The sequence below is a fragment of the Oceanotoga sp. genome, from assembly GCF_030445905.1.
Lineage (GTDB): Bacteria > Thermotogota > Thermotogae > Petrotogales > Petrotogaceae > Oceanotoga > Oceanotoga teriensis.
The window spans coordinates 1-21,315 of the sequence record NZ_JASUSU010000029.1 but is presented as its reverse complement, the minus strand read 5'-3'; the positions used below and the strand labels follow the sequence as shown (position 1 = coordinate 21,315).

Below are 21,315 nucleotides of genomic sequence, written 5' to 3'. Positions count from 1 at the left end.
ATCTTTGGGGTGAAAAAGTTGAAAAAAACGTTTTTATATTTCATAACAATATTTTTATCTATAATACTATCAAATTGGATAATAAATAAAAATTTATTCAATGAAAGCTCATATAGAATTGGATTATTAATAATATTGATATCTATAGGATTCTTAATTTTATACTCTACATTCAAAAACTTAAGTTATCATATATCAAAATTCAAAAAAACTACTTTAAAAGAGAGTTTAAAAGTTTTTATAACTTATTTTTTACTTGCTTTTTTAATAACTGGTTCAAATTTATTCAAAGAATATACAATAATAATATCAATTCCTCTATTAATAGCTAATATAACTTTTTTATCTTTATTAATGATAAAATTATTTAAAATAATATTTAAAAAAAATTTTAAAAAAAACCTAATAACGATTAGTTTAATATTCAGCCTTTCAATAACAGTTTTTTCAAACACAATAAATATTCAAAATAATAATAATCTTTTCTTTAATCTTTATAAAAACTATGAAAATATGACAATGGAATCATTTTATGCACTTCAGAAATATTTAGCAATATCAATAACTGGAGTTCAATATATACCAAGAAATCATAAATTTATAAACAAAAGTCAAGTAAAATTAATAACAAAAAAATTAAATCCAGGAGATATAATAGTAAGAAGACTTAACTGGCAATTAACAAATATAGGAATTGGAAGTTTTTGGACTCATTCTGGAATATATCTTGGCAATTTAGATCAAATGAATGATTATTTTAAAAATATAAAACAATTAAATGGGAAAAATTTTTCAGATTATATAAAACAAAAATTTCCTTTAATATACAAAAACTTAAAAAACAATGATTATTCAATAATAGAAGCAATTGCAAAAGGAGTATCAATAAACAAAGTAGAAAACATGGGAGAATCTGATTATTTTGCTGCTGTCAGATCAGATCTGAACCAAGAAGAGATATTTGAAGTAGTTTTAGAATCATTTTCTCATTATGGAAAAGAATATGATTACAAATTTGATTTTGAAAATTCAGATGAATTAGTATGTTCAGAACTTGTATACTTATCTTATAAAAAATTTATAAATATTCCTTTTAAATATAGTAAATTCAGATGGATGTTAAGTCCAAACGATTTAATAGAATATGCCCTTAAAAACAAATTCAGTGTTCCAATATTTTTAGATGGATCCGAAAAAACAAAAATTGCTACTTTAAAAGATGCTAAAGAATTGGAATTGAGCTTACAAAGAAATATTTTAGACATTTTACAAAAATAAATCCTCTTTTATAGAGGATTTATTTTTTATCATCTGTTAAATAAATAATTCAAAATTTAACATCATATTCATATATCATGTGATATAATAAATTAAAGAAACGATTATTATTATTTTAATAAAAGGTTTCTCAGAAAAAATGGGAGGTGCATTTTATGAAAAGCATCAAATTGAAAGTTATTTTATTAATTATTGTTATTTCATTCATACCTTTAGCAATTGTATCTTTTTTTAGCACTTACAATTATTATAATACTGTAAAAACTAATGTTGATGAAACATTATTATTACAAAATGAAAAGACAAAACTTTTTTTTGAAAACACAAATTCCAATCTCGAAGAATTCATGATATTTTTATCTAATGAAGAAAATGTAATAAACTCTAAAGAAAATAAAAATTCAGAACAAACATTTTTAATGACATCTTTTGCAAACATTCAACAAAAATATACTTATATTAGAAATGTATTTATTGGATTAGAAGATGGAGTCTTTTTTATGAAACCAGATCAAAAATTACCGGATGATTATGATCCAAGAATTAGAGATTGGTATAAAAATTCTTTAATCACCGATGATGTATTATTTACAGATCCTTATGTAGATGCAGCGAGTGGCGATCTAGTAATATCTATTACTAAAAGAGTCAAAAATTCAAATATTACTACAGGTGTTGTAGGAATAGATATTTCAATGGTTTCATATATAAACTCTCTTAAAGACAGTGAAATATTCAACTCTTCTCACTCGTTTATAATGAACAATGATGGAACTGTATTAATAGACACTATTCCTGAAAATATTGGAAAATCAATATCGGACAGTAATCTATTCAAAAGTATAAATAATGATAATGGAAAATCTGAATATATTGATTTAAATACAAAAGAAAAAAGATTTATATACTTTAACACCCTTGAAAATGGTTGGATATTGGTAACTTCAGTTCAAACAAAAGAAGTTCTATCTCAAGCAACACAAGTACTCATAACGATGCTAATATTCTCAACAACAATAATAATAATATCATTAATCATAGGAATTATTTTTGTAAAAAAAGTAATAAGTGATCCTTTAACAAAATTAAAAGAAAAAATAAAAATATTTGGAACAGGAGATTTAAATGTAAATTTCGAAACTAAATTGAAAGACGAAATTGGAATTATAGCCAACAGTTTAAATGAAATGGCAATAAATATAAAAGAACTAATGAATTCAATAAATGAAGCATCTGAAAATATTAATTCTTCTTCAAATGATTTGGCAAGTGTAGCCGAAGAGAGCTCAGCAGGAACTGAAGAATTAAGCTCTCAAATGAATTTTATAGAAAATAAATTAGAAGATAGTTCATCTGCCGTTGAAGAAATAACAAGTGGAATAGAAGAAATGGCTTCAAGTTCTTCTACACTATCAAATGCAGCACAGTCATTATTAACATCGACTAAAGACACCAAAATTTCTACAACAAATGGTTTAAAAACAATAAAAGCTATAACATTAGAAATTAATGAAGCTTCAAAAAAATCAAAAGATTCTCAAAGAAATGTTGACAATTTATCTAAAAAATCAGAAAATGTTGGTAAAATAGTAGATTCTATAGATTCTATAACTCAACAAACAAATCTTTTAGCTTTAAATGCAGCTATTGAAGCAGCTCGTGCTGGAGAAGCTGGAAAAGGTTTTGCTGTAGTCGCAGATGAAATAAGGAAACTTGCTGAAGAAAGTGCTAAAGCAACCAATGAAATATCACAAATACTTTTAGAAATAAAAGATGATACCAATACAGTAAACAAATCAACTCTTGAAACTACTGATGTAATAGAAAAAGCCAATGAAAGTATGACATTAGTAGCTAAAGAATTTGAAGTTATTTCAGATAAGATAATTCAAATAAATGAACAGATAGAAAGTATAACTGCTACATCTGAAGAACAAAGTGCAAGTACTCAAGAAATGAGTGCAGCTATGGACAGAGTAGCAAAAGGAATAGTAGAAATAAATTCACAAGTAAAAGATGCAACCAAAGCTGTTTTTGATCAATCAGAAGCTGCTCAACATGTAAGTGCTAACTCTGAAGAATTGGCTGCATTATCAGATGGCTTAATTTCACAAGTAAATAAATTTAAATTTTAACTTAAACCTTTTAATTATTATGATATAATAGCTTAGAGATAAAAATGTGTATTTCATACCTCAAAAATGACATAATGTCAAAAATATATAGTTTAATTTATTTTTATAGTATATAATTTATTTAAATACCAAGGAGGTTAACTATTATGAAAAAAACTTTGTTATTTCTAAGTTTGCTAACTCTAACATTTCTATTGATAAGTTGTACACCACCAATTCCAGGCGGTATTGATGGCGGAAATACTGGTGGAAATATTACTTCAAATACTTTAGTAGGAGAATATAATTTAAAATTTGAAACATCATCTCAAAAATCTTCTCCTGATATGGCTTTAACATATTCTGATTTTACACTTGAAATAAGTTATGATGGATCTTATAAAGTAAAAATAGAATCAGATAACTTTTATAATGATACTAGAGTTAAATTTGAAAATCCCGAAATACAAGTTTCAGAAAATTATAATGAAATAGATTTAGACTTTGATATTAAATTTACAAGTATTGATAATCCTGCAAATAATGGAACTATCAAATTTAAATCCAATATTAGAAATAATCACTTAACTTTTGAAAATAATAAAGTATCAAAAATAACTTATTCAGCTGATACAGGTTTTACAATACCTAATACAGATTATTATGTTAATGGTATAACTTTAACAAGAAAAGACTCTTAGGAGGGATAAAATGAAAAAAATTTTATTTACAAGTTTAATTTTAATTATTGGAATCATATCTTTTTCTTCAAAGTTTATATATGTTTATGATGGAAATAAAATGACAGCAGATATGTATAACGTGGAAAAATTTGGAAAAATTTCTATAACTTCAGATTATATAATTCTTGGAAATTCAGATAGTTCATATGATTCTAATACAGTTAAAATACCTATAACTTTTCCATTAGAAGAACAAAAATATGATAAAATAAATGATATGATAAATAAAGGATATATAGTTAAACCAAAAGAAGATAATAAATATTTTAAAACTTCTATGAGTAGAAATCTAACTGTTTATCAAATAAAAGAAATAAAAGTCAATGCATTGATAAAAGATTTTCTAAAATTTATGGAATCAAATAATTCTATTTTCAATATTAATGACTGGGCAGTTGAATGGATAATGGCTATACCAGTAGATTGATATAGATAAAAAATATAAAATCCCAAGATTTGAAATAAAATCTTGGGATTTTATTTTTATCATTATTATTGTATAATTTAATGGGTGATTAAAAATGAAGAAAAAAAAATCTATAAAAAATTTTTATATTAAATCGAAAAAATTGATAAGAAGATTCTATTTTTCTCTTCTAGTCGTTTTATCTATTTTTTCAAGCTGGATTGTATTATTTTATGGTTTTTTCGTATGGATTGGTATATATATCATAAATATTTTAACAAGTAAATTACCTTTAGAATCTAATCATTATGAAGGTCCGAGTACTTATACTTATAAAATAGCAGAAAAGAATAATTTAAAATTAGATATTTGGTATCCAAAAAATTTTAAACCCAACTATCCAGTAATTTTCTTTTCTCATGGCGGAGGATGGATATCTGGTTTTAGAAATCAGCCCAATAATGTTTCTTGGTGTAAATATCTTGCTTCTCAAGGATTTGCAATAGTATCAGTTGATTATAGATTTGGATTTTCTAATAAAATGATGGATATTTTATCCGATTATTCAGATGCTTTAGATTTTATAAGATCTAATAGTAAAGAATTGAGATTAAACACTAAAAAAATAACTTTAATGGGTCTTTCAGCTGGTGGACATTTAGCTTTATTATATTCATCATTTTATAGTTTTTTAAAAAATAAAGAAAAAATGGAAGGTATAAAATCTGTTGTAGCTTATTATACTCCCACTGATCTCACAGATCTTCTTGATAAAGAAAATAAAAGTTTATTTGCTAAATTTTCTGTAATAACAACCATGAAAGGAACTAATAAAGATAAAGAAGATGAATATATTTATTTTTCTCCAATGCATTGGTTCTCTAAAAATATGGTTCCTGTATTATTTGTTCATGGTAAAGAAGATGAAGTCGTTCCATTCAATTCTTCTGTAAAATCTATAAGAAAATTGAAAGAGTATAATGTACCTTTTGAATTTCTTGTTCATAAAAATGGTGGACATACTTTTGAATTTCAATTAAAAGATTTTCAAACAATAAAAATAATAAATAAAACTACTTCTTTTATAAAGAGGATGAATGAAAATGAAAAGAAATATTGATTTTAATTATGAGAGAAAAAAAATTGATTTTATGAGTGGATATATATTTAAGGGTAGACATTATAGATGTAATTATATTAGATATAAATCGATGTATAAAAATATAAGCAAAGGAACTGAAACTGTAGAAGTTTATAATTTTGAACCAAAAGATAAAGTATATGCTTCTGTATTAATAGTTCATGGACTGGGAAGTTCTAATATAAAATTTTTATTATGGATGGGTAGACATCTGGCATCCGTTGGAATAAATTCATCTGTTTTGATACTTCCCGGAAATTACACAAGGGTAGATGATAAATCTGTAAGTGGTAGAAATTATTTATGGCCTGATATAAACATAATGTATAATTTTTGGGAAAATGGAATATTAGATATAAGAACAACTTTAGATCTGCTCGAAGATCATGGATTATGGAATAAAAATAATGCTCTCATAGGATATTGTCTTGGCGGAATGCTTTCTACAATTGTATCTTCTATTGATAGTAGAATAAGCGAATTGATATTATTAACAACAGGTGGACATTTGCCAGAAATAATGTATAGATCTCCTGCTACAAAATTTATAAGAAAATTGATTGAAAAAGGATTCAAAATGGAAAATCATCTAAATGAACCACAAAAAATGTTTTCAATATACAATGAAAATTTAGATTCGATAAAAAAAATGACTTTAGATGAAATAATAAATAGTGATATACATCCTATATTTAAAATAGATCCATTATCCTATGCACATTTGATAGATTATAAAAAAGTGACTTTTTTTGAAGCTTTATTCGATAAGACTTTATCAATAAAAAGTCGAAAAAGTCTTTTAAAAGAGTTTAAAGGATGTAAATATTATCCAATTCCAATAGGTCATGTGAGCTGGCTTCCTTTTGAATATTTTGTTGCAATATATATAATGAATAAACTCAATATAAAAGATGCAAAAATACGTTCAAGAATTCTTACTAAAGATGAGATGGATGAAAATTTTGATAACATTTATAAATGAGAAGATTTTATTAAATAAAATCTTCTTTTTTTATTAAATTAAAAGTTAATTTTTTATTTTAATTTAATGTATTCATATTTTTTATTTTACTTATATTTAATAAATAAATATTAGAATGTAATGGGGAGTTTTTGAGGGTGGTGATTATGAGTAAATTTTCTTTGCAGAATATTTTCATGAAAAAGTTCATATTTACATTTATAATAATATATATAATCATAATATCTATTATGACTTTGATAATAAATTATTTCTTTGATTATAAAATATTACCTTCTATGGAAAATGAAATAATGTATAGTCTGAATGTATATATAAATCAACTTGAAAACACTTTATATTCTAATGATGAAAAATATTATATAATTTCAAAAGCTATTTTAAATCATTTAACAGAATTAAACTCTACGAATATAGAAAATAACATAAAAAAATTTGAAAGTATAAAAAATGATTATATTACACCCGATATTACAAACATAAATTATTATATTATAAACAATGACGGAATCATAATACAAACTGATTATACAAACGATTTAAATATGGATTTAAAGAGTAAATATCCTGAAATGATGAATAGTATCTTAAAATTAGAAACGAACAAATATAATATTCAAAAAACAAATTTTTTTATAGATTTTAATAAAACAAGATTTTATAGTTTTTTAAGGATATCAGAAGATTTCATTTTCGAAATAGGTATTGAAATAAGTGATTCATTTATAGAAAATTTTTTGAATCAATTTTCTATAGATAATAAGGAAAAATCATATGTAAAAAAAATAAACATATTTAATAAATATTATAAATCTTATATAGATGATAATTATGCAACAATAGAAGATAAAAATTCTTTTTTTAATATTAAAGATTCAGATAATTTTTTTATTTTAAGAAAAAATAATAACATAAATTCTATATATAGAGCTTTTAAACTGAACAAAGAAAATTCTTTTGACTATGATTATAATTTTTTGATAAAACTTGATATGGATTTTAATGAAATTTCAAAATATAAATCTTATTTATGTCTTTTATTTATAATAATCTCAATAATCGTATTGTTTATAATGTATACAATACAGACAAAAAATTTAAAAATGCTAATTAAACCTCTAAAATTACTTCATGAAAATATAATACATAAAGAAAAGATAATTAAAGCCCCTAAAGTAAAAATAAAAGAAATAGATGATATCATATATTCATATAATGATTTAATAGATAAATTAAAAAAAGATATGAATTTAGTTATGGAACTAAATAAAAAATTATCTTATAATATAAGACAAAAAGAAATTGCGGAAATTAAACTTTTAAAATTAGCCTCCAAAGATGATTTAACTAATACTTATAATAGAAGAAAATGTTTTGAATTTATAAAAGATCATATAAAGCTTTCAAATCAAAAAGATACAATGTTTTCATTGATATTTATTGATCTTGATAAATTAAAGAGTGTTAATGACAATTATGGTCATAGCGAAGGTGATAAATATCTGTTAAATGTTTCAAAAGCCATAAAGTATTCTTTAGGAAAAGATGATATACTCTGTAGATTTGGTGGCGATGAATTTATAATAATAATAAATTCATCAGATTTTTATTATATTGATAAAACTTTAGATCTTATAAAAGAAAATGCCTCGAAGATAAAATTAAAAAATAATTTAAAATACGATTTAGAATTTAGTTTTGGAATTTCTATATACAAACCAAATGAAGGATTAAATGCCCGAGATTTAATAGATTTAGCCGATGAAAGAATGTATATCAATAAAAAATCAAAAAAATTGGACCTTTAAAGGTCCAATTTTTATTATATAAATAATAATCCTATATTATATACAATAAATGAAACTACATAAGCAAGAACAAAAGTATATATCACACTAAACCAAGCCCATTTTGCACCTATTTCTTGTTTTATAGCCCCAATAGTCGCAACACATGGAGTATATATCAATGTGAATACTAAAAATGCATACGCACTTGCAGCATTAAAATACTGTGGAAGTACTGTAGTTAAAACATCTTCTCCTCCAAATATAGTTCCCATAGTTCCTATAACAATTTCTTTTGCTAAAAATCCGAATATTAAAGAAACTCCTGCTTGCCAAAATCCAAAACCTAAAGGTTTGAATATAGGAGCAATAACAGAGCCTATATGTCCAATTATAGAGCTTTCTGATGCATATTCAACTCCAGATGGTAATGTTGCAAGAATCCATATAACTATAACTGTACCAAATATTATAGTTCCAGCTTTTTTTATAAACATCATAGTTCTTCTTCCAGCTTCAAGTAGTATAGCTTTTAAACTTGGTAATCTATATGGAGGTAATTCCATTATAAATACGCTTTCTTCTTTTTTAAACATAGTTTTATTAAATATAGTTGCCATTATTATAGCAAGAATAACTCCTAATAAATAAAGTGAAAATATAACTAAACCTGCATGTTTTGGAAAGAATATTCCGGCAATCAATATATATACAGGTAATCTTGCATTACAAGACATTAAAGGAGTGACAAGTATTGTTATTATCCTATCTTTTCTTGATTCAAGAGTTCTTGTACTCATTATAGCTGGTATACTACACCCAAAACCAAGTATCATAGGTATAAATGATTTTCCATGAAGTCCGATTTTTGTCATTAATTTATCCATAACAAAAGCAGCTCTTGACATATATCCAATATCGCCAAGAAAAGATATAAATAAAAACAATAAAAATATATTAGGCACGAAAACTAATACTGAACCAACTCCACCTATTAATCCATTTACAATAAAGTTTGTCAATAAATTATCTGGTAATTTTGTAGAAACTAAATCTCCCAAAGATGCAAAGCCATCATCTATCATTCCATTAAAAACATCACCAATTGTAAAAGTCAAAGTAAATATAGCAAACATTATAATCAAAAATATAGGTATACCCAACCATCTATTAGTTATTATTTTATCTATTTTATCAGAAGTATTATTAACTAAATTTTTTCTTTTAACATACTTTCCAGATATTTTTGTTATAAAATCATATTTTTTTTCAGATACAATAATACTTGCATCATCATCATTTTGTTTTTCTAATTGAGCTATCAATTTATCTATTTGGGTCAAATTATCTTTAGAGATATCTTCTCTAAATTCAACATCACCTTCTATAAGTTTTAAAGAAACCCATCTTTTAGATTTTTCAGATATATTTTTTTCTTGTTCAATAATATTATTTATCTGACTTAGGATATTTTCAAAACTCTCATCATAATTTAAATTCTCTGGATATTGAGGGCTTTTTAAAGATCCTTCAATCTGTTTCTTTAAATCTTCTAAACCAATTTTTTTATTTGCAGATGTTTTTACGATTGGAATTCCAAGTTCTTTTGATATTGAATTTATATCTATCTTTATCTGTCTTTTTTCAAGTTCATCACTCATATTAAAAACTAAAAGAGTGTTTTTTTGCATTTCCATGATCTCTGTAACTAAATACATATTTCTTTCAATATTAGTTTGATCTACAACAACTACTATTAAATCCGGATTATCTTTTATCAAAAAATCTCTTGCAATTCTTTCATCCATAGAATTAGCTGTAAGAGAATATGTTCCAGGAAGGTCTACTATTCTATATTCTTCATCATTATATTTAAGTTTTCCTTCTTTTTTTTCAACAGTAACTCCTGGCCAATTCCCTACATGTTGATGACTTCCAGTTAAAGCATTGAAAATTGTAGTTTTTCCACTGTTTGGATTACCACATAAAGCAACTGTTTTCATACTCTATCGCCTCCGGTTATCTCTATATATTTTGCTTCTTCTTTTCTAAGACTTAAAGAATAATTTCTTATCTTTATTTCTAAAGGATCTCCCAAAGGCGCTTTTCTCACGAGTAATATTTCTATTCCTGGTGTTAATCCCATTGCTAAAAGTCTTTGTCTGACTTTTAAATTTCCTTCAAGCTTTTTTATTTTGCCTGAATATCCTACTTCACATTCATCAAGAAACATTGTTAGTCCTCCCTAATTTTAAAAAAATAAAAAAATAATATTTTATATGTTTTTAACAAAAATCCTTTTAGCCATATTTTGACCTATTCCATATCTACTTCCATCCACCAATATAATTATAGGGCCTCCAAAATTCCCACTCAAAACTTCTATATTTTTTCCTTCTATTATTCCCATTTTTGCAAGTCTTCTTTTCATCATAAGACCTGAACTTATTTTTTCAACTATAAAATTTCCAATATTTGCAAATACTAAAGGCATTTTATTCCTCCTTTAAATTGATAGATTTCAAATGCTTTTGAAACTCGATTTTATAATTTTCATTTTCTTCAAAAAAAGATTCTAATAATTCTATAGAATTTAAAAAATTTTTTGAGTTTATATGCTCTATTTTACAAGAAACTTCATCCGCCTCTTTTTCACTAAAATTTAAAAAATCCAACAAAAATTTATTCATTATATATTTTCTTTTATACAATTTTGAAGCTTTAATTATGCCTTTTTGAGTTAAATTTATATGACTATGTTTTATATACTCTATATAGTCATACGATTCAAGTCTTTTCAAGGCACTTATAACGGAAGAATGTTTCACTTCCGCTTCATTAGTTATGTCTCTAACTTGTATTATTTTATTTTGTAAATATAGCTTGTATATAGCTATTAAATAATGTTCAAGATTTTCAGTCATCAATTTAATCTTCCTTTTGTAGTTAGTTCTACATTATTTTACCACCTTTAATTTACTTTGTCAATAAAAAAAATAGACTTTTCAGTCTATTTTTCTAAAATAATATTTTCAGCTTCGGTTTTTCTTATTGCAACATTATAGCCTCTTATAAGTACTTCAATCGGATCTCCTAAGGGGGCTTTTCTCAATAATTCTACGTCTATTCCAGAGGTTATTCCCATTACCATTAATCGTCTTTTTATTGCCTCATTACCTCTAACTTCAAGAACTTTTGCTTTTTCTCCAACTTTTAAATCTTTTAAAGTTTTTTCAAAAGTGCTTGATTTATCTTTATAATTAGTAATATACTGCTTATATTTATTTTTTATTTCTGTATTGCTTTCTATAAAATTTCTTAGAATATCCATAGATTGAATGAGCTTTTCAGACTTTATATGTTCCATTTTACATGATAATTCTTCTGCTTCAAAAGGGGATATGTCCAAAACATTCATCAAGAAACTTCTTATAGTCATTCTGTTTTTATATATTTTTTGAGCTTCTATTATTCCGGGTTGAGTTAATTTTACATAACCTCTTTTTTCATAAGTAACAAAAGAAATACTTTTTAATTTTTTTATTGCGTCTATGGCAGAAGTATGTTTTACAGACATCAATTCTGTAATGTCTTTAACTCTTGCAATGTTGTTTTCAAGTTGTGCTTCATATATAGCAAGCAAATAATTTTCAAGACTCTCTGATAATTCCATATAAATCACTTCCTATTGTAGTTTTTCCTACTTAATTCTACCATATATATTTGTATAAGTCAAGCTTATGTTAAAAAATAAATTCATTTTTTTACATAAATTAATTATATCAAAAAATATTTTTCCCCTTTGACAAATTATTAACTTTTTGGTATTATTTTATAGCTTAAATTATTAATATATTGGGGGTATAATTATGAAAAATGGAATGATTCATGTTTATACCGGCAATGGAAAAGGAAAGACTACAGCTGCTTTTGGTGTTGTATTGAGAAGCATTTTATCGAATAAAGAAGTTTTTGTAGCTCAATTTGTAAAAAATAGGGACTCATCAGAGTTGTCAATTTCTAATTATTTTGATAATATTGATATTGTACAGTATGGAGAAGGATTTTTTATAAGAAGATCTCCAGAAACAAAAGATATAAATGCTGCAAAAAAAGCACTTGCCGATGTAAAAGAAAAAATTATTTCTCAAAAATATGATTTAATAGTCATGGATGAAATAAATATCGCTATTAAATTTAATCTTTTAACAGCCGAAGAAGTTTTAGATGCTATAAATAGTAATGGAAAAACAGAAATAATTTTGACTGGAAGATGGGCTGATGAAAAAATAATAGAAAGAGCCGATCTTGTAACTGAAATGAAAGAGATAAAACATTATTATTCAAAAGGTGTTTTATCCAGAAAAGGTATAGATAAATAGGTAAAATTTAATATATAAACTTTTAAGGTGTATAACAGGGAATTAGGTGAAAATCCTAAGCGGCCCAGCCACCGTATGCAGGGATGAAAATCATAAATGCCACTGGTTTTTAACTGGGAAGGCTTGATTAGTAAAATGATCTGTAAGTCGGGAGACCTACCTTTTAAGTTCGTAACTTTGCTTTTTCTTGGTGTGAAAAGCAAGGATTTTTGTTATGGGAGTTGGTATACAAATGCATAACTATATTGTAAATCCTAAAAATATCGAAAAAAGAAGCTTTGAAATAATTACAGAAGCTTTAGGAGAAAAACTAAACGATGTAGACCCTATAAAATCAAATGTAATAAAAAGGGTCATTCACACCACAGGAAATCTTGATATGTGGAACAAGCTTTATTTTTCTGAAGATTATTTTGATTTTTTTAAAAGAAAAATTCAAAATAAGAAAATTTACACAGATGTAAATATGATAAAAAGCGGTTTATCAAAGAATTTTGTAAAAAATTTAAATATAGACTGTTTTATTAGCGATGAAGCTATATCGAAGAAATCTAAATTAACTGGCATATCGAGAGCCTATTTATCTATGGAGAAAGCACTTGAAATGGAAGATGGTATTTTTATTGTTGGAAATGCACCTACTGCACTTTTTAAGTTGCTTGAATCCAAAAAGAAACTTTTTATTATTGGAGTTCCAGTAGGCTTTGTAGGAGCGGCAGAAAGCAAAGAAGCTTTAATGAAATCACAACACAGTTTTATTACATTACCAGGAAATATGGGTGGTTCTACAATAGCTGTAGCCATTTTTAATGCTTTAATAAGGTCTTTATAAAATGGAATGGTATGTAAATGTAAATGGTAAAAAATTAAAACGTGGTTTCACAACTGGCACTGCAGCCACTGCGGCTTTAAAAGCCTCTGTTCTTTTTAATAAGTATAATATAAAACCAGACAATGTAAATATAGAATTACCTAATGGAGAATTAATAAATATTCCAATATATAAATATGAAATTATTTCAGGTTTAAAATATGCTTTTGTAAAGAAAGATGCCGGTGATGATGCCGATATAACAAATCAATGTTTGATTTATTGTTCCTTTAAATATGAAAATTTAAATAATATAATTTTTGATTCTTATGAAGGAGTAGGAAAGATCACCAAAGATGGACTCGATATAAGCAAAGGAGAATTTGCTATTAATCCAATTCCTCGTGAGATGATGAAAAAAGTTTTAAATGAAGAGAATATTAAGAATGGCAGAGTTATAGTAAATGTAAAAAATGGTGAGATTCTCGCAAAAAAAACCTTAAACGAAAATCTTGGCATAATTGATGGAATATCCATTTTAGGAACTACTGGAATTGTTGAACCTATGAATGAAAACGCATGGAAAGAATCTTTGATCCCTCATATTAGCATTGTTTCAAAACAATTCGATACAATTACTTTATTATTAGGTGGAAAAGGGCTTTCAATATATAAAAAATATTCTTTTTTTAAAGAGGATTATATATTATGTGGAAATCATATCGGTTATTCTATAGAAAAATCATTGGAAATGGGTATTAAAAAAATACATATACTTGGTAGTTTTCAAAAATTAATAAAACTTGCCGGTTTAAATCTTAATACAGACAGTAGGTATACAGATTCAAAAAATGAATTATTAGCCCTTTTATATATTTTGTTTACTGAAAAATATGACAAAGAGGTCATTGACAAAATACTTAATTTAAAAACTATTTATAATTTTTTGGATATTTTAAAGAATAATGATATAAATATCAAAAAATTTTTTATATTTGTGTCTGAATATATATCCCATAAATTAAGTAATAAATTCAATGCCGAATTTGTTATTTCTTTATGTGATAAAACTCAGATAATTTCACATAGAGGAGATGAGCAAAATTATTTATATTTTAGGAACACAGATCAATAAAATTGAAAATTTAACTCAAAAACAACTCGAAATAATAAAAAAAGCCGATTTTTTTGCTGGTTTTAATTTTTCTTTGGGTATGTCTAAGGAATTAAATCCAAATGCAAAATATCATGTAATGGATATATATAGTTCATTAAAAGATGAAAATGTAATTGACTTAATATCTCAGATGAAAACATTTAAAACTTCTGTTTTAATGGTTTCTGGAAACCCTTTAATGTTTTCATATTCAAAAAGAATTATGGATAAACTTTCAAAAAATGAATATGAAGTTTTAATTTCACCATCTTCAATAAATTATTTATGCCAAAAGGCTAAATATCCTATGAATAGTGTTCGCTATATAAGTGGTCATAATTCACATAATCTTCGAAAAACTTATAATGATGTCCTTAAAACATTGAATGATAATCATCAAATTGCATATTTTGTAAAAAATAAAAAAGATTATGATTCTTTATTTAATATATTAAAAAATATAAAAGTAGACATAGTAGCTGGATTTGAACTCGGTACAAAAAATGAAGAAATATTTGAGTTTAAATCAAATACGCCTATAGATTTCAAAAAAGGACGTTGGATTCTTCTTCTAATACCTCAAGAAAATGATTTTATAAATTTATTTCCTAAAAATTCAGATCTTTCAACTAAAAATATTCCAGTTTCAAGAGAATGGAGTAGATTTATTTTATTGAATACTTTAAATAGAAAACAAAAACATGATGTAATTTGGGATTTAGGAGCTGGTAGCGGAGCAACATCTTTATTCATTTCTTCTTTTTTTAATAGAGATTGTTTAATATATGCATTTGAAAAAGATTATGATAGATTTGAAAGTTTAAAATTGAATACAAACCTTAATCCTGAAATAGAAGCAATAAATAAAGATTTTATAGATATCTTAGATGAATACGAATCTCCAGACATAGTTCATTTAGGTGGAGGAATAAATTTAGAAGCTTTAAATAAAATAACATCTAAAATGAAAAAGAATAGTCTATTAATTTCTTCTGTAACTACTTTAGAAAGTTTAAATATGATACTTTCTATAGAAAATTTTAACTTTGAGTATGATATGTATACAAAATTTTCGAATAACAAATTAGGTGAAAAATCTGCCTTTAAAGGCGAACATGTATTTTACTGTATAAGAGGTGAAAAAAATGATTAATTTTATTGGTGCTGGTCCTGGAAGTGTAGATTTTTTAACTGTGAAAGGATTTAATTTAATAAAAAAATCAGATGTTTTGTTATATGCTGGTTCTACAGTATCCAATGAAGTATTAGATTTAGTTGATCATGTAAATATATTTAACAGTGCTTCTATGACATTAGAAGATATAAAATTTATATTCAATAAGTTTAAAGACAGCAATATAGCAAGAGTTCATTCAGGAGATACAGCTATTTATTCAGCAATAGATGAAGAAATAAATGCTGTTAAAGAATTAGGATTAGATTATCAAGTTATTCCAGGAATAAGTGCTTATTCTTATTTTGCATCTAAATTAGCTATAGAATTAACTTCACCTGAAATAGTTCAATCAATAGTTATAACAAGATTAGAGGGCAGAACAAAAGTTCCTGAAAATATTGAAAATTTTTTAAAAGAACAACCTTCATGTGCAATATATCTTTCTGGTTCAAAACCATATGAAGTACTAAATTTATTGAAAAAATATTATACAGAAGATGCTTATCTTGCGATTGGTCATAAACTTTCAAGAGAGGATGAAAGAATAGAATTAAAACAATTAAAAGATTGGAATGATATAGATTTTCCTTCCCTTTTAACACTTTTTATGGTTTTTAAAAAAGAAAATATAAAGTCCAAATTATATGATAAAAAATTTTCTCATGGTTGTAGAACAGAGATAGAGTCATGAAAATTTGCTTAATTTCGATAAGAAAAATAAAAATACCAAGATTTTTCAATGAATTAAATATATTTGAAATAAAAAAAGGCTCTTTAAAAGAAAAAATAAAGATGGCTTTTGATTTCTTCGATTCAATAATATTCATAGGAAGTTCTGGTATTGTTGTAAGAATGATTTCTGATTTTTTAAAAGATAAAACAACTGATCCTTCAATATTTGTATACGATGAAAAATTTAAAAATTTAACTTTATTATGTGGTTCACATATGGCAGGTGGTCATAGAATTGGAGAACTTTTATCAATTAATTCTAATTCAAATTTTGTTTATACCACCTCAACAGATATAAACGGATTAACTGGTTTAGATTTATTTTGCAGAGATAATAATCTTTTTGTAGAAAAAAAACATATATTATATATAAATAATTATATTTTAAATAATCAATATTTGCCTGTTAGCAAAGATTTTAAAAATTTTTATATACCAAAAAATTTCAAGATTTCTGAAAATCCTATTATCTATTTAGATAGAGAAGATAAAAATATTTCTTTATTTTCAAAAAAGTATACTCTTGGAATCGGTTTTCATAAAAATACTGATTTTAAAACATTAAATAAAGAATTTCATGAGACAGTACCAAAATATTTTTTAAATAGAATAAATAATGTTGCTTCAATAGAAAAAAAATGGAATACAAAAACTTTTCATAGATTTTTAAGATTAAATAATATTTATAATTCCAATTCTTTTACATCGAATTCTTTAAATAAGGCTGCAAGATTCCTAAATATAAAGGGGAATGAATATGTAAAAAGAGCTACAAATGCAATAGCAGTATCAGAACCATCTGCCTTTTTAGGCTCTTTTAATGGAAATAAAGTTTTTGAAGGCAAAAATAATAATTCGAAATTTGTTATATATGAAATTTCAGCTCCTTTGTGGAGATTGAATAATTATAAAATTGAAGAAGTTCCGGAGGTTTTTTATGAATAATAAATTATTTATAGTAGGTATAGGACCAAATAATATAGAATTTATGACAAAGAAATCTATTGAAATATTAAATAATTCTGACATAATTGTGGGTTATTCAAAATATGTAGAAAGAATTAAAAATGATTTTAAACATGCTGAATATATTTGTACTGGTATGCGAACAGAAACTGAAAGAGTAATTAAAGCTTTAGAACTTTCTGAATCCGGTAAAAAAGTTAGTCTTATATCAAGTGGTGATTCTGGAGTTTATGGAATGGCTTCTTTAGCTTTAGAACTTTCAAAAAATTATAAAGTTGATATAGAAATTATTCCTGGAATTACAGTTGCTAATTCAGCTGCATCTATAATAGGCTCACCTTTAACTTTAGATTATGCAGTGATAAGTTTAAGTGATATATTAGTAGATTGGCAAACTATAGTTAAAAGGCTTGAATGTTTTGCTGAAAGCGGTGTTTCTACTGTAATTTATAATCCTAAAAGTAAAACAAGAGATTGGCAATTAAAAAAAGCTTTTGATATATTCAAGAATATAAGAAATAATTTTTATGTATGTGTAGTAAAAAATGCCTTTATGGATTCACAACAGATATTAATAAGTCATTGTGACAATTATGATTGGATAGATTCAGTTGATATGATGAGTGTTGTATATTTTTGTGACGAAAAAACTATTAAAATAAATGAAAAATTAGTTGTCCCAAGAGGCTATGTTAAATGAGAATAGGAATAATTGGAGGCACTTCTGAATCAAAAGAATTGGCAAATTTTTTATATGATAAAAATATCAAATTCAATATACATTTCAAAAATATATATTCAAAATTTAATAATAATACTATTAATTCAAGAATTAATAGTATAAGATTTTTTAATAATAAAATTATTGTAAAAACTGATAAAACTTATTTCTATGATCTTTTGATAGATATGTCTCATCCATTTGCAAAAAATATAAAAAAATTATATATAAATTTACCTAAAAATAAAGTTTTAAGATTTTCCAGAGGATCTTCAAACTTTGATAAAAAATATTATGGTTATGACACTATGACAATGAACATAATAAAAAAACATACTAAAATCCTAAGTTTAATGGGTTATAAAGGAACAACTGAAATAATTAAAAGTTTAAATAAAATTTCTGATATTAATAACTTTTTAATAGTCAGTAGAAGTATTGAAAAAATTAATTATGGTATAAACTTTAATTTTGAACCTTCTAAAATATTCGATATTGAATGGTTTGAAGAAATAATTAAAAAATATGATATTTCATGTGTTTTAATAAAAGATTCTGGTTCTCAATCAAAAACAAAAGAAAAAATTGAATTTTTTCTTTCTAAAAATATTGAAATATTTCTTTTATCATATAAAGAAAACACAAATAAAAAAATTTTCTATGATATGGAAAAATTAAAAAAATATATTATGAAAAAGGTGAATTTTATTGAAAAAATATAATATATCTTATTTAATATTATTTTTACTTCTTTTTATAAGTATTGTTTTTTATACTTCAAAAGGATTTATTGAAATACCATTTTTTACAACTATAAAAATGATTTTTTCTGAAATATCTAATAATTCTTTAAAAGATGAATTCATGAAATTTTGGTATGTTATTTTTGAAGTTAGAATACCAAGAATATTGACTTCTACAATAGCAGGTGCAGCTTTAGGTTTATCTGGATTAATATTTCAAGCTGTTTTATTGAATCCTCTCGCAGATCCTTATATATTAGGAGTATCATCAGGAGCTTCATTTGGAGCAGCTTTAGCTTTATTATTTAATATTCAAATTTTTGGTCTTTTTACAATATCTTTCTTTTCCTTTATGTTTGCAATTTTAAGTTTAATATTAACTCTATGTATATCATATACAAATAAAAAAATAACTAAAACATCATTAATATTATCTGGAATAATTGTCAATTCATTTTTTTCTGCCGGCTTGAGTTTTATGAAATATTTGGCTGATGAAGAAGTTGGCTCAATAGTATTTTGGTTGATGGGATCTTTTACTTCAAAATCATGGGATGATTTTATAATGATTTCTTCAGTATTTTTTCCAACTTTAATAATTATATATTTTTTTGCAGATAAGATGAATATTCTATCTCTTGGAGACAGAAATGCAAAGAATTTAGGAATAAATACAACTTTAATAAGAGTTTTTTTGCTCATCATAGCTTCTTTATTGAGTGCTATTGTAGTTTCAAGGACAGGCATAATTGGTTTTGTTGGTTTGATAATACCACATATATGTAGATTTATATGGGGTTCTGATAATAAAAAATTGATTTTTTATACCCCTTTAGTGGGAGCTTTATTATTATCATTTGCTGATAATTTTATAAGAATAATTCTTCCTGTAGAATTGCCTATTGGAATTTTAACTTCTCTAACTGGAGCACCTTTCTTTGTTTTCGTTATGAGAAAGAAAATAAGGAGGCATTCTTAATGATACTCGAAACAGTGAATCTAAATTATTCAATAAATGAACATGAAATATTAAAAAATGTGAATTTATGTTTTGAAGAAGGAAAATTTTATGGAATACTTGGCCCTAATGGTGCGGGTAAAAGTACTTTTATAGATATAATTTCGGCAATTAAAAATAATTATAAAGGTAAAGTTTTTTTAAACGGGAAAAATATAAAAGAATTACATTTAAAAGAAGTTGCCAAAATGATTTCATTAGTTCCACAAAATTTTTATCTTGATTTTCCTTTTTCAATAAAAGAAATACTTTTGATGGGACGTCATCCACACAAAAAATTTTTAAAAGGATATTCTGAAGAAGATTATTTAATGGTTGATAAAATATATAACAAATTTAATTTTAACCTTTTAAACAATAATTCAGTTATGGAATTAAGTGGAGGAGAAAAGCAAAGAGTATTTTTTGCAAAAGCACTTGTTCAAGATACTCCAATAGTACTTTTAGATGAATCCACTTCAAATCTTGATATTTATTATACTCATATGCTTTTAAAAGATATGAAAAATTTAGTTAAAACTCAAAATAAAACTGTAATTTCTATATTTCATGATATTAACTGTGCAATAAATTATTGCGATGAATTAATATTTATGAAAAATGGTCAAATAATAACAAAAGGACCTTTATCAGAAACGATAAATGAGGATAATCTTTTTAATTTATATAATATGAATTTTAAAATATTTAAAAACAAAAATAAAATAATTTCCATTATACCAGAGGAGGAAAGTTTATATGAAAAAATTTAGTATTTTATTTATCTTTTTATTGATCACACTTTTATCATTTGCATATCCATATACATTTACAGATGATTCTGGAAATGTAATAAAGGTTGATAAACCTTTTAAAAGAATAATTTCATTGTATGGAGGTCATACAGAAAACATATTTTATATGGAAGCAAAGGATTCTTTAATAGCTGTATCAACTAGTGAAGCTTTTCCACCAAATTTTAAAAATCTTCCAGCAATAAGTTATAAAGAAGATGTTGAAAAATTTATCTCTTTAAATCCAGATCTTGTATTAATAAGACCTATGATTTATAGAAGATATGGTGATTTAGTTGAAAAATTAGAAGCTTTTGGAATTACAGTTGTTTCATTACAGCCTGAAACATTTGATGATGTATTTCCTTATTGGGAAAAACTTGGA

General features: G+C 24.7%; 23 protein-coding genes and 1 riboswitch. Of the genes, 18 read left to right on the top strand and 5 right to left on the bottom strand.

Going from position 1 to position 21,315, the window contains the following annotated elements:
* Nucleotides 1-18 precede the first annotated feature (18 nt).
* From PWP28_RS09160 to PWP28_RS09130, 7 genes are all read left to right on the top strand, one after another.
* Nucleotides 19-1,278, top strand: coding sequence for a YiiX/YebB-like N1pC/P60 family cysteine hydrolase (locus PWP28_RS09160; RefSeq protein WP_308644612.1), 1,260 nt, complete (start codon nt 19-21; stop codon nt 1,276-1,278).
* A 155-nt stretch (nt 1,279-1,433) separates the two neighbouring features.
* Nucleotides 1,434-3,413 (top strand): methyl-accepting chemotaxis protein, encoded by a 1,980-nt coding sequence (locus PWP28_RS09155; RefSeq protein WP_308644611.1) that lies wholly within the window; start codon nt 1,434-1,436, stop codon nt 3,411-3,413.
* Nucleotides 3,414-3,559: 146 nt separating this feature from the next.
* The gene (locus PWP28_RS09150) at nt 3,560-4,093 is read left to right on the top strand and encodes a hypothetical protein (protein WP_308644610.1); all 534 of its coding nucleotides are present in this window, start codon (nt 3,560-3,562) and stop codon (nt 4,091-4,093) included.
* Nucleotides 4,094-4,103: 10 nt separating this feature from the next.
* A complete protein-coding gene (locus PWP28_RS09145; RefSeq protein ID WP_109603638.1) occupies nt 4,104-4,562 on the top strand; it encodes a hypothetical protein in 459 nt (152 codons plus the stop codon).
* 94 nt (nt 4,563-4,656) lie between these two features.
* A complete protein-coding gene (locus PWP28_RS09140; protein WP_109603639.1) occupies nt 4,657-5,661 on the top strand; it encodes an alpha/beta hydrolase in 1,005 nt (334 codons plus the stop codon).
* On the top strand, nt 5,645-6,664 hold the full coding sequence (locus PWP28_RS09135) for an alpha/beta hydrolase (RefSeq protein WP_109603719.1): 1,020 nt from the start codon (nt 5,645-5,647) through the stop codon (nt 6,662-6,664). Before PWP28_RS09140 ends, PWP28_RS09135 begins: the two co-directional genes overlap by 17 nt.
* A 146-nt stretch (nt 6,665-6,810) precedes the next feature.
* On the top strand, nt 6,811-8,472 hold the full coding sequence (locus tag PWP28_RS09130; RefSeq protein ID WP_109603640.1) for a GGDEF domain-containing protein: 1,662 nt from the start codon (nt 6,811-6,813) through the stop codon (nt 8,470-8,472).
* Between the two features lie 14 nt (nt 8,473-8,486).
* Here PWP28_RS09130 and feoB read toward each other — a convergent pair whose 3' ends face one another.
* From feoB to PWP28_RS09105, 5 genes are all read right to left on the bottom strand, one after another.
* The gene (gene feoB, locus PWP28_RS09125; RefSeq protein WP_109603641.1) at nt 8,487-10,454 is read right to left on the bottom strand and encodes a ferrous iron transport protein B; all 1,968 of its coding nucleotides are present in this window, start codon (nt 10,452-10,454) and stop codon (nt 8,487-8,489) included.
* The gene (locus PWP28_RS09120; RefSeq protein WP_109603642.1) at nt 10,451-10,684 is read right to left on the bottom strand and encodes a ferrous iron transport protein A; all 234 of its coding nucleotides are present in this window, start codon (nt 10,682-10,684) and stop codon (nt 10,451-10,453) included. Before PWP28_RS09120 ends, feoB begins: the two co-directional genes overlap by 4 nt.
* A gap of 42 nt (nt 10,685-10,726) precedes the next feature.
* Nucleotides 10,727-10,945 carry a FeoA family protein gene (locus PWP28_RS09115; RefSeq protein WP_264150003.1) on the bottom strand — a complete coding sequence of 73 codons (219 nt, stop codon included), beginning with the start codon at nt 10,943-10,945 and terminating at the stop codon, nt 10,727-10,729.
* 1 nt (nt 10,946) lies between these two features.
* Nucleotides 10,947-11,375: a metal-dependent transcriptional regulator gene (locus tag PWP28_RS09110; protein WP_109603644.1), complete on the bottom strand. Its 429-nt coding sequence runs from the start codon at nt 11,373-11,375 to the stop codon at nt 10,947-10,949.
* An 86-nt stretch (nt 11,376-11,461) separates the two neighbouring features.
* Complete coding sequence (locus tag PWP28_RS09105; protein ID WP_109603645.1) at nt 11,462-12,124, bottom strand: DtxR family transcriptional regulator; 663 nt, start codon at nt 12,122-12,124, stop codon at nt 11,462-11,464.
* A gap of 196 nt (nt 12,125-12,320) precedes the next feature.
* On the opposite strand from PWP28_RS09105, the gene PWP28_RS09100 reads away from it, so the two are divergent.
* The 11 genes from PWP28_RS09100 to PWP28_RS09050 form a co-directional block, all read left to right on the top strand.
* Nucleotides 12,321-12,833, top strand: coding sequence for a cob(I)yrinic acid a,c-diamide adenosyltransferase (locus tag PWP28_RS09100; RefSeq protein ID WP_109603646.1), 513 nt, complete (start codon nt 12,321-12,323; stop codon nt 12,831-12,833).
* Nucleotides 12,834-12,841: 8 nt separating this feature from the next.
* Nucleotides 12,842-13,012, top strand: a riboswitch (cobalamin riboswitch).
* Nucleotides 13,013-13,065: 53 nt separating this feature from the next.
* Nucleotides 13,066-13,665: a precorrin-8X methylmutase gene (locus PWP28_RS09095; RefSeq protein WP_158274736.1), complete on the top strand. Its 600-nt coding sequence runs from the start codon at nt 13,066-13,068 to the stop codon at nt 13,663-13,665.
* A 1-nt stretch (nt 13,666) separates the two neighbouring features.
* On the top strand, nt 13,667-14,779 hold the full coding sequence (gene cbiD, locus PWP28_RS09090; protein ID WP_109603648.1) for a cobalt-precorrin-5B (C(1))-methyltransferase CbiD: 1,113 nt from the start codon (nt 13,667-13,669) through the stop codon (nt 14,777-14,779).
* Nucleotides 14,739-15,953, top strand: coding sequence for an SAM-dependent methyltransferase (locus PWP28_RS09085; protein ID WP_308644609.1), 1,215 nt, complete (start codon nt 14,739-14,741; stop codon nt 15,951-15,953). The genes cbiD and PWP28_RS09085 overlap by 41 nt, the downstream gene beginning before the upstream one ends.
* The gene (locus PWP28_RS09080; protein ID WP_109603650.1) at nt 15,946-16,668 is read left to right on the top strand and encodes a cobalt-precorrin-4/precorrin-4 C(11)-methyltransferase; all 723 of its coding nucleotides are present in this window, start codon (nt 15,946-15,948) and stop codon (nt 16,666-16,668) included. Before PWP28_RS09085 ends, PWP28_RS09080 begins: the two co-directional genes overlap by 8 nt.
* The gene (locus PWP28_RS09075) at nt 16,665-17,654 is read left to right on the top strand and encodes a cobalamin biosynthesis protein (RefSeq protein WP_109603651.1); all 990 of its coding nucleotides are present in this window, start codon (nt 16,665-16,667) and stop codon (nt 17,652-17,654) included. Before PWP28_RS09080 ends, PWP28_RS09075 begins: the two co-directional genes overlap by 4 nt.
* Entirely contained in the window at nt 17,647-18,375 is a 729-nt protein-coding gene (locus PWP28_RS09070) for a precorrin-3B C(17)-methyltransferase (protein WP_109603652.1), read from the top strand. Before PWP28_RS09075 ends, PWP28_RS09070 begins: the two co-directional genes overlap by 8 nt.
* On the top strand, nt 18,372-19,118 hold the full coding sequence (locus PWP28_RS09065) for a precorrin-6A/cobalt-precorrin-6A reductase (RefSeq protein WP_109603653.1): 747 nt from the start codon (nt 18,372-18,374) through the stop codon (nt 19,116-19,118). The genes PWP28_RS09070 and PWP28_RS09065 overlap by 4 nt, the downstream gene beginning before the upstream one ends.
* Complete coding sequence (locus PWP28_RS09060; protein WP_206050484.1) at nt 19,105-20,118, top strand: iron ABC transporter permease; 1,014 nt, start codon at nt 19,105-19,107, stop codon at nt 20,116-20,118. Before PWP28_RS09065 ends, PWP28_RS09060 begins: the two co-directional genes overlap by 14 nt.
* Nucleotides 20,118-20,909 carry an ABC transporter ATP-binding protein gene (locus PWP28_RS09055; protein WP_308644608.1) on the top strand — a complete coding sequence of 264 codons (792 nt, stop codon included), beginning with the start codon at nt 20,118-20,120 and terminating at the stop codon, nt 20,907-20,909. The genes PWP28_RS09060 and PWP28_RS09055 overlap by 1 nt, the downstream gene beginning before the upstream one ends.
* On the top strand, nt 20,896-21,315 hold a 420-nt coding region (locus PWP28_RS09050), incomplete at its 3' end, for a hypothetical protein (RefSeq protein WP_308644607.1). The genes PWP28_RS09055 and PWP28_RS09050, both read left to right, overlap by 14 nt.